This is a genomic window from Streptomyces sp. NPDC050546 (genome assembly GCF_044457425.1).
Lineage (GTDB): Bacteria > Actinomycetota > Actinomycetes > Streptomycetales > Streptomycetaceae > Streptomyces.
On record NZ_JBITGX010000026.1, the window covers coordinates 104,957 to 113,272 of the forward strand.

The 8,316-nt window shown below is 70.6% G+C and carries 8 protein-coding genes and 3 pseudogenes; 5 read left to right on the forward strand and 6 right to left on the reverse strand.

The features are described from left to right. Positions 1 to 86: 86 nt before the first annotated feature. The 3 genes and pseudogenes from ACIBK5_RS40875 (at position 87) to ACIBK5_RS40885 (ending at position 1,265) form a co-directional block, all read left to right on the forward strand. Positions 87 to 422 carry a hypothetical protein gene (locus tag ACIBK5_RS40875; RefSeq protein WP_399028110.1) on the forward strand — a complete coding sequence of 112 codons (336 nt, stop codon included), beginning with the start codon at positions 87 to 89 and terminating at the stop codon, positions 420 to 422. A 58-nt stretch (positions 423 to 480) separates the two neighbouring features. After that, positions 481 to 783, forward strand: a complete 303-nt coding sequence (locus tag ACIBK5_RS40880; protein ID WP_037645701.1) for a hypothetical protein — start codon at positions 481 to 483, stop codon at positions 781 to 783. A 39-nt stretch (positions 784 to 822) separates the two neighbouring features. Further along, positions 823 to 1,265: pseudogene (locus ACIBK5_RS40885) on the forward strand (hypothetical protein). A gap of 161 nt (positions 1,266 to 1,426) precedes the next feature. On the opposite strand, the gene ACIBK5_RS40890 reads toward ACIBK5_RS40885, so the two are convergent. Continuing rightward, positions 1,427 to 2,101: a restriction endonuclease gene (locus ACIBK5_RS40890; protein WP_399028112.1), complete on the reverse strand. Its 675-nt coding sequence runs from the start codon at positions 2,099 to 2,101 to the stop codon at positions 1,427 to 1,429. A gap of 707 nt (positions 2,102 to 2,808) precedes the next feature. On the opposite strand from ACIBK5_RS40890, the gene ACIBK5_RS40895 reads away from it, so the two are divergent. Together ACIBK5_RS40895 and ACIBK5_RS40900 are read left to right on the forward strand one after the other, a co-directional pair. Beyond that, positions 2,809 to 3,633: a hypothetical protein gene (locus tag ACIBK5_RS40895; RefSeq protein WP_399028113.1), complete on the forward strand. Its 825-nt coding sequence runs from the start codon at positions 2,809 to 2,811 to the stop codon at positions 3,631 to 3,633. Then, on the forward strand, positions 3,630 to 4,253 hold the full coding sequence (locus ACIBK5_RS40900; RefSeq protein ID WP_399028116.1) for a class F sortase: 624 nt from the start codon (positions 3,630 to 3,632) through the stop codon (positions 4,251 to 4,253). Before ACIBK5_RS40895 ends, ACIBK5_RS40900 begins: the two co-directional genes overlap by 4 nt. Positions 4,254 to 4,260: 7 nt before the next feature. Here ACIBK5_RS40900 and ACIBK5_RS40905 read toward each other — a convergent pair whose 3' ends face one another. The 5 genes and pseudogenes from ACIBK5_RS40905 to ACIBK5_RS40925 all read right to left on the reverse strand — a co-directional run. Next, positions 4,261 to 5,040, reverse strand: a complete 780-nt coding sequence (locus ACIBK5_RS40905) for a MucR family transcriptional regulator (protein WP_399028118.1) — start codon at positions 5,038 to 5,040, stop codon at positions 4,261 to 4,263. Between the two features lie 18 nt (positions 5,041 to 5,058). Next, entirely contained in the window at positions 5,059 to 5,673 is a 615-nt protein-coding gene (locus ACIBK5_RS40910) for an antibiotic biosynthesis monooxygenase family protein (RefSeq protein WP_399028120.1), read from the reverse strand. Then, a pseudogene (gene alaS, locus ACIBK5_RS40915) lies at positions 5,609 to 7,275 on the reverse strand (alanine--tRNA ligase); the annotation flags it as partial. The gene ACIBK5_RS40910 and the pseudogene alaS, both read right to left, overlap by 65 nt. A 16-nt stretch (positions 7,276 to 7,291) precedes the next feature. Next, entirely contained in the window at positions 7,292 to 7,861 is a 570-nt protein-coding gene (locus ACIBK5_RS40920; RefSeq protein WP_399028122.1) for a GNAT family N-acetyltransferase, read from the reverse strand. After that, a pseudogene (locus ACIBK5_RS40925) lies at positions 7,858 to 8,316 on the reverse strand (tRNA (adenosine(37)-N6)-threonylcarbamoyltransferase complex transferase subunit TsaD); the annotation flags it as partial. The pseudogene ACIBK5_RS40925 and the gene ACIBK5_RS40920, both read right to left, overlap by 4 nt.

Consider the following 8,316-nt stretch of genomic DNA (forward strand, 5'->3'; position numbering starts at 1 on the left):
CGGCGACAACGTTCGGTACTTTGGCGTGCAACCTGCTTTTCGCGACCGCGGCAACACAGCAGAGTCCCACAGCGGAGGAGGCGAAGATGGCGCTGAACAAGAAGGGTTCCCGGCGCATAACCGTTGACGGGATCGAGTGCCGCTGGCGGATCCGCAGGAAGCCCTCCTACATGCAGGGCCTCTGCTGGACACCGCTGACCTATGCGGTTGAAGCGGCCAGCGGCAGCCAGCCGGGCACGACCTTGATCGTCACCAGCGGTCAGGCCCATCCCAGCAACTGGGTGGGCGTCGAGGCGGAGCCCATTCGTCCGGCTCACGTTGCTGCCAGCATTCGAGAGGCACGGGATCAAGGCTGGGATCCAACCCGGGTCGGTTCTCCTTCCCAGCTCGACCGACCCGCAGGATTCATCGCCCAGTCATGAGACAGAGCGGAGTAGGGCGGCGCATCTGGCCCGGCATCATGGCCTGGTGACCACATGGATGCGCTGCTACTGGGACGAGGAAGACACCTGGTTCTACTTCGAGGTCGACGCCGAAGGCTGGGTGATCCGGCAGGTCGAACTCGAAGGGCCAGAGCTGATCCCGATCGCAGCTGCTTCCCTCGCCGAGTGGCAGCGGGCCCGCGACGCAGGCCGCCTCGGTGATTACGACAGCAGATTCGGGATCACCGCCGAGCTGCCCGTCTCGGAATGGGAAGGCCACGACCCCGAACAACTCACCTTCGAGGAGTTCGAGGACGTCTGGGGCCCTGCCCGTCAGCAGATCGCATCCCGGCCCAGCTGACCTCTCGGCGCCGCACTGGCTTCTTGGCATCATCGCGACATGACCCCGACCCTTCCCCGCACCGTCCGAGCCGTCGACACCGCTCAGCTCCTGGACCTGGCCCAGGAGGCCGCCATGCATGGCTTCAGCCAGCGGCTCCCGGTCGACTGGCTACGAGAGCACCTCGCCGCAGAAGCGACGCACTACCTGTTCCCGACACTCATGCAGCGGCTCACGCACCGTCCCGAGGTGCCGCTGCAGTGGAGGTGCCAGCAACTGCTGACCGTCAGCACCGGCGAGCAGATCTGGGGCTCCTCGATGTCCTTCCTGACACCTTCGACAAGATCTCGGAGACCTTGGACACGGCGTCCAAGAAGGACATCGTCAACCGCATCGAGCAAGCAGTGAAGGTGCGGAAGTGGATGGAACGGACGGCCGCCGATGCAGGCTCATTAGGTCCGGCGCAGCCGGCTGGGCAGTCTGAGGAAATGACATCGATCTGAGACAGCCGCCTGCCGACACGTCGTGAGACTGGAGGGGAACGTCCAGGTCATAGCGCCGGCGCCTGACATCGAAAGTGAGAACCTACACCCACGAGGGCCGACGCCGTGTTCCATGGCATCGGCCTTCTCATGCGTGGGGCGGGTGGGACAAGGGCCGGGATTCAGAGCCGAGTCGCCGCCCCGCGCCGGGACGGTTTGCGCGGTGCGGGCAGTGCAGGCAGCAGCTCCCACAAAGGCCGGCGACCCCGGGCCCACTGCTCCAGCAGGTGCCGGTCGACCAGGTGCAGGCGCTGGTGGCGGGCAAACTGCTGCGCCGGGGCCGAGACCCGGCCGTTGGTCACCAGCACGACGACGTCGCCCTTGTGCACGGGCCGTCCGGTGCCGTTGAGGGTTTGCAGATCCGGTGTGCCGACCGCCGATCCGGTCAGTCCGTTGCGTCGGTGCTTGCACTGGATCACCCAGTAGCGGCCCTGCGGGTCGTGCCCCTTCACGTCAGCGCCGAGGTCACCCCGGCCGCCGCAGCGCAGAGCGTCGCGTGACCCGTCGCGCACCAGCAGATCGCGTATGGCGTGCTCGAAGGCACTGTGGTGCATCGCGTCGATCTGACCGAGCGAGTAGGTCAGGCCCTCTACACGCAGCTGCGCGGAACGGATCTGGTCGATCCTCCGGTAGCACCACGCGGCCAGCGTCGCGGCGGCCACCAGGCTGAGGACTACCAGGACCCACCAGTGCGCCCACACCCACTGGCCGACCTTGACCAGGACCAGACCGACCACGACCAGCACGCCCAGGGCGACCAGCAGCTCCTCATCGCCACCGCGGCGCCGGCGGCTCACTGCCCCTCCCCCGACCGCTGGCGCCCTCGCGGCAGGCCCCTGCCATCTTCCCGGTGTCCGGGCACAGCTCCCCCTCACTGTCGCAGATCCCCGCTACACCTTCATGAGAGCACCCGGCACTGACAGCCCGACCCACCACGAGATCAACCGGCTGAAAATAGCTCTGCGGCCTCAACCCGCATGAATTGTGGATGAGTTGGCTGCGACCGGATTGTCAGTGGGCGCCGCTAACGTCGAATGTTGCGCCGAGGAACACCCGGCCCCGCCCGGGGGTTTGACCACCCCCTCTCACAGCGAGGACTCCTCACCGTGCCCCGTGTCCGCTCATACGTCCGCAAGGACGGCGTCGTCGTCCGCGCCCACAACCGCAAGGCCCGCCCGCGTACAGCCGCGTGACTAGTTCGGCGGGTGTCGGCGAGAGCGGTACGGGCTGTCGGCCCGCATCGCTTTGAACGCACCGCCGCCCTCTTGCGTTTCATGGGTAACTGCACAGCAGTTGCAATAGGCCGGTCCCCGGGTCGAATCTCACACGCACCGTGGTGACCGTCCTCACCGCCTGCGCCGTCCGGGCCGGTCTTCTGCAACTGCTGTGCGGTCAAGGGGCGCTGAGGCTTCGGACGTCGGTCGGTGGACCGGGTCCGGCAGTGCCTGGAATCCGTACGAGTCATGCGGCCCGCCCGCTCGGGGCCCGCGGAACAGGAACGAACGTGACATCCCAGCGCATCGGCCGTCTCGCGGTACTCGCCGCGCTTCCCCTCGCCGCCCTGACCGTCACCGCCTCGCCCCCGGCGGTGGCGGCGGAGGACACCCCGGCCTTCCAGATCGACCTTGAGCAGCTGAACGACACCGGCTCCAAGGGAACGGCTTTGGTGAGCCTGCGCGGTGACGAGATGACCGTGTGGATCAAGTCCGAGGGGCTGGTACCCGGGCAGCCGTCGGCGCAGCATCTGCACGGGTCCACCGAGGGGCGTGACTTCCAGTGCCCGGACGCGAGCGCGGACAAGAACGGCGACGGTGTCCTCGACAACACCGAGGCCACCGTCCACTACGGCGACATCAACATCGCGCTCACCGTCTCGGGGGACACCGACGCGGCGACCAGCGGCTTGGCCGTGGACCGGATGCCGGTTGCCGACGAGGAGGGCAAGGTCACCTACAAGCGGACCATCAAGGTCGGTGAGGACGTGGTCGAGAAGATCAAGGACCTGCACATCGTGCAGCACGGCATCGACCGCAACGACAACGACAAGTACGACTTCGAGGGCGCCGGCAAGAGCGAACTCGACCCGAAGCTCCCGCAGGAGGCGACCGCTCCGGCCAACTGCGGCGTCGTCAAGGGCGCGGCGGTCGGGTCGGTTCCCGTGGGCGGGATCGAGACCGGCGGCGAGGCCGGAACGGGCGGGACGGCGTGGGGCACGGCGATCGGTGGTGCGGGCGCGGCCTCGGTCGCGGCGGCGGGTGTGGTCATGATCGCCCGGCGGCGGATGGCGTCCCGCGGCGTGGCCGTGGTGAAGGCCGGGGGTGCGGAGTGAGCCGGCCCGTCACCGGGGTGCGGCGTGGTTCGGCCGCGCTGGCAGCCGTCGCCACGGCTGCTCTTCTTCTGACCGGGTGCGGGGGACAGGACACGGCCGGGGCGCAGACCCCACCGGGGCCGGTGACCCAGGCCCCGGGCGCGGCCGGGCAGGCCGCCGCGGCCCTGGAGCGTTCGGTGCCGCAGCGGGTCATCATTCCGTCCCTCGGTGTGTCGAGCGAGCTGGAGACGCTGCGGCAGGACGCGAAGGGGGCGATGACGACCCCGAAGGACCCGGACCTGGCGGGCTGGCACGAGCCGGGCCCCACTCCTGGCTCCGAGGGGCCTGCCGTGATCGCCGGGCATGTCACCTGGAACGGCGCGGACGCGGTGTTCAAGGGGCTGAAGACCATGAAGGCCGGTGACACCGTGCAGGTCGCCCGGCAGGACGGGAAGACGGCGACGTTCACGGTGGATCGTGTGGAGGAGTATCCGAAGAAGGAGTTCCCCACGCTGGAGGTGTACAAGAACGTCGACCACGCGGGGCTGCGACTGGTCACCTGCGGCGGCGACTTCGACGCGGCTCGGCACTACTACCCCAACAATGTCGTGGTGTTCGCGAGCATGACCGGGGTCGCGTAAGCGGCCATCAGTGGACGCGGATCCGGGCCGCCACCCACGGGATGCTCCGGCCGGTGGCCGCCGCCAGCTCCCGCAGGGTGGCGCCCTCCGCGGTCCGCCCGCGCAGCCACGTGGTGATGTCATCGGCACCTACGCGCTCGGCGGCGGCCCGGTCGTTGAGCCAGGTACGCGAGCGCTTGCCGACGGCGGAGTTCTGCCCGGGCGGCCGGACGGCTATGCCGTACTCGCCCAGCAGACGGCGCACCCTGCCCTTGCCGAGAGCGAGGACGCGCGCCGTGTCCTCGATGCCGTGCTGCCGGTCGACGTACACGGTCCGCAGGGCCTGTTCGAGATCGGTGAATCCCCCGGCGCGCAGCGCGGCCGCCGTACGGGCGCCGGCGACCCGGGCCTGGGTGCGGCGGCCGGTGTCGAGAGCGGCCTGGCGCAGCCGCCGCAGCTCCGTGGATTCCGCGCGCTTCGTGGTCGTGTTCCAGCGTCGTCGGTTCAGTTCGCCCGTGCGCGCCATCGTCCGGCCCGTCGCGAAGTACGCCTGGGACTCCTCGGACGCCTGGTATTCGGCACGGCTTCTTCGGGACTGTTCCGCGGAGAGGGAGCGGGCGCTCAGGGCCCGGGTGCGCAGCAGGCCGAACTCCTGTCGGTATTCCTCCGCCGTCATCCCGTGCACGCGGAGGTGAGCCCCCAGGGAGCGGAACGACCGACCACACACATGGCAGGCCACCGTGTCGGTGGCCTCGTCCCGTATGAGACGACCGAAGTCGGGGTGTTCCCGGCCGCCTTGGTCACTCACCGTTCCGCGTGCACCGCCTCATCCGGTGTGGGACGACTCGACGCGGAACAGCCGGGGCTGGACGTCGGTCGCGATCTCGGCCGCCTGGTCCATGTGGACGCGGGCCTCGGGGTTGGCGAGCATCGCGCGGTAGTGCTGCTCGGACTCCCACTGGGCGTAGTTGATGACGCGTTCGCCGTCCTGGGAGGCGTGGAAGTTGGCGCAGACGAAGCCGGGCTGGTGCCTCATCGTCTGCTCGGTGGCGTGGGACAGCAGGGCGACGAGCTCGCTCTGGCGGTCCGGAGACACGGCGAACACGTTGATCAGCGTGGCCACCGGGCGGGTCGTGTCGATCTTCGCGGTAACAGTCATAGATGCATTTCTTCCCTTACGGCAGGAGCGGGGATCCGGCGCCGCTCCACATTCCGCCGAACGGACGCGCAGCCGCGCTCTCACGCCGTGGTGAGCACCGCGGGCAGGGACGCGAGCGTCTCCGCCAGGTCCCCGGTCGGCAGTCCGCCGCCCTGAGCCAGGTCCGGCGATCCGCCGCCCCTGCCGTGCAGCAGTCGTTTGACCAGGGCGGAGGCGTGGCCAGCTCGCCGGCCGTGCCCCGCACCTGATGCGCGACCAGTCCGGGCAACGGGCGCTGCACATCGAGGACTTCGGCCTCCACGGACGTACCGGACAGCCGCCCCGCGTCGCTGTCCTGGCCGCCGGACTCGGCGTAGAACGGGGTGCGGTCCAGCACGGCCGTGACGATCTCGCCCTCGCGGGCCACGGGCCACGGGCCACGGGCGCCGGGCCGGAGGGGCCGAGCAGGGCCAGGACCCGGGACTCGGTGGTCAGGGTGTCCCAGGCGCGCCAGTCGGTCGGGCCGTGCTCGTCCAGGACGGGCCGCAGGGCCGGGGTGTCGGTGCCGCCCGACTTGCGGGCGCGGGCGTCGGCCCTGGCCCGTTCGCGCTGCTCGCGCATCAGGGCCGTGAAGCCCTCACGATCGACCTCGACGCCCTGCTCGGCCGCCATCTCCAGGGTGAGGTCGATGGGGAAGCCGTAGGTGTCGTGGAGGAGGAACGCCTGGGCGCCGGGGAGTTGCCGCCCGCCCTCCGCCTTCACCCGCGTCACGGCGGTGTCGAGGACGACCGTGCCCTGCCTCAGCGTGGCGCGGAAGGCGTCCTCCTCACCGGCCGCCTGGTCTGCGATCCGGCCGAACGACTCGGCCACCTCCGGGTAGCTGGGCGCCATGCGGTCCCGGGCGACGGCGAGCAGGTCGCCCAGGACCGGCTCGGTGTAACCGAGTTGACGCATCGAGCGGACCGAACGGCGCAGGATCCGGCGCAGGACGTAGCCGCGCCCCTCGTTGCCGGGGATCGTGCCGTCGGCCAGCAGCATCAGGGCCGTGCGGACGCGGTCGGCGACGACGCGCAGGCGTACGTCCGTCTCGAGGTCCGCGCCGTAGCGGGCTCCGGTCAACTCCGCGGCGCGGTCCAGGACCGGACGGGTCTCATCGGTCTCGTAGAGGTTGTCGACGCCCTGGAGCAGCGTGGCCATGCGTTCCAGGCCCATGCCGGTGTCGATGTTGCGGCGCGGGAGTTCGCCGAGGATCGGATAGCCGGACTTGCCGGGACCCTCGCCTCGCTCGTACTGCATGAAGACCAGGTTCCAGAACTCCATGTAGCGGTCCTCGTCGATCGCAGGACCACCCGCACGGCCGAGCGCCGGGCCGCGGTCGTAGTACAACTCGGAGCAGGGCCCGCACGGCCCTGGTACGCCCATGGACCAGAAGTTGTCCTCGTCGCCGCGCGCCACGATCCGCTCGTCGGGCAGCCCGGAGATCCGCCGCCACAGGGCCCGGGACTCGTCGTCGGTGTGGTGCACGGTCACCCAGACGCGGTCCGGGTCGAGACCGTAGCCGCCCTCCGCGACCGGGTTGGTGGACAGCTCCCAGGCGAAGGCGATGGCCTCCTCCTTAAAGTAGTCGCCGAGGGAGAAGTTGCCGTTCATCTGGAAGAAGGAGCCGTGCCGGGTGGTGCGGCCGACCTCCTCGATGTCCAGGGTGCGCACACACTTCTGCACGCTCGCCGCCCGCGGCCAGGGAGCCGCCGCCTCACCCGTCAGGTACGGCTTGAAGGGCACCATGCCCGCGTTGACGAAGAGCAGCGTCGGGTCGGGCGTGGGCAGCGGGGCGCTGGGGACGACGGTGTGGCCGCGCTCGGCGAAGAAGTCGAGGAAGCGGCGGCGGATCTCGGCGGTGCGCAAGACGGGCTCCGGGTGCTCACAGAGGGAGGGCGACAAGGGGCCGGGCGGGGTGGCGGGGGCCGAGGAAGACGACGATGCCCTTGCCCTCGGGGGAGGGGTGGGTGGCCTGAGCCCAGCCCTGGCCGCGGTAGAAGGACATGGCGCGGGGGGACTGCACGGAGGTCAGCAGCCAGGAGCGGCCCCCTGGGGCGTCGGCGGTCACCGCCTCCAGCAGCCGGGCGGCGAGACCGGTGCCCCGGGCGGCCGGGCGGACGGCGAGCTCGTCGATCTCCAGGGCGCCGACCAGCCACTCGGTCGTGTGCTCGGCGCCGAGACCGGCCGCGGCCTGGGGATAGCAGCGGTCGGTGGGGAAGGGGGCGAGGGTGGTCCAGGCGGTGGCGAAGCCGACGACGTCCGGGCCCTCGAAGGCCAGCGCGGCGGTGAAGCCCGGCCTGCCCGCGTCCACCGGCAGCCGGTCCACGAATTCCGTGGCCTTCTCCTCGTCCTCGTTCCAGGGCGGGGCGCAGAACGCGTCGACGTAGACGGAGCGCAGGGCGTCAGCCTGGGACAGCAACTCGGCGCTCTTGAAGACCTGGATGTCCGTCACGCCGCCACCGCCCTGGCCGAGAGCGGATGCAGAGCGGCGTACTCCAGCGGTGCCGACGGGTCGATCGACACGTCCAGTGGGGCGGGTTCGGCCCCGGCCCGCACCAGAAGGTCGCCGACGGCGGCGATCATCGCGCCGTTGTCCGTGCACAGCCGCAGCGGCGGTACGCGCAGCTCGATGCCCGCGGACCGGCAGTGTTCCTCCGCCAGCGACCGCACCCGCGAGTTGGCGGCGACCCCGCCGACCACGACCAGCGTGCCCACGCCGTGCTCGGCGCAGGCCGCGACCGCCTTGCGGGTGAGCACGTCGGCGATGGCCTCCTGGAGGGAGGCCGCTCCGTCGGCCACCGGCAGTTCCCGTCCCGCATGCCCCTCGGCCCAGCGGGCGGCGGCCGTCTTCAGCCCCGAGAAGGAGAAGGCGTACCGGTCGTCACGAGGGCCGGTCAGCGGGCGCGG

What these genes read in the sequence shown, in the direction of transcription:
- ACIBK5_RS40910 (WP_399028120.1), bottom strand. Translation starts at nt 5,673, where the DNA reads ATGTGCAGCGCCCGTTGCCCGGACTGGTCGCGCATCAGGTGCGGGGCA.
- ACIBK5_RS40880 (WP_037645701.1), top strand. Translation starts at nt 481, where the DNA reads ATGCGCTGCTACTGGGACGAGGAAGACACCTGGTTCTACTTCGAGGTC.
- ACIBK5_RS40875 (WP_399028110.1), top strand. Translation starts at nt 87, where the DNA reads ATGGCGCTGAACAAGAAGGGTTCCCGGCGCATAACCGTTGACGGGATC.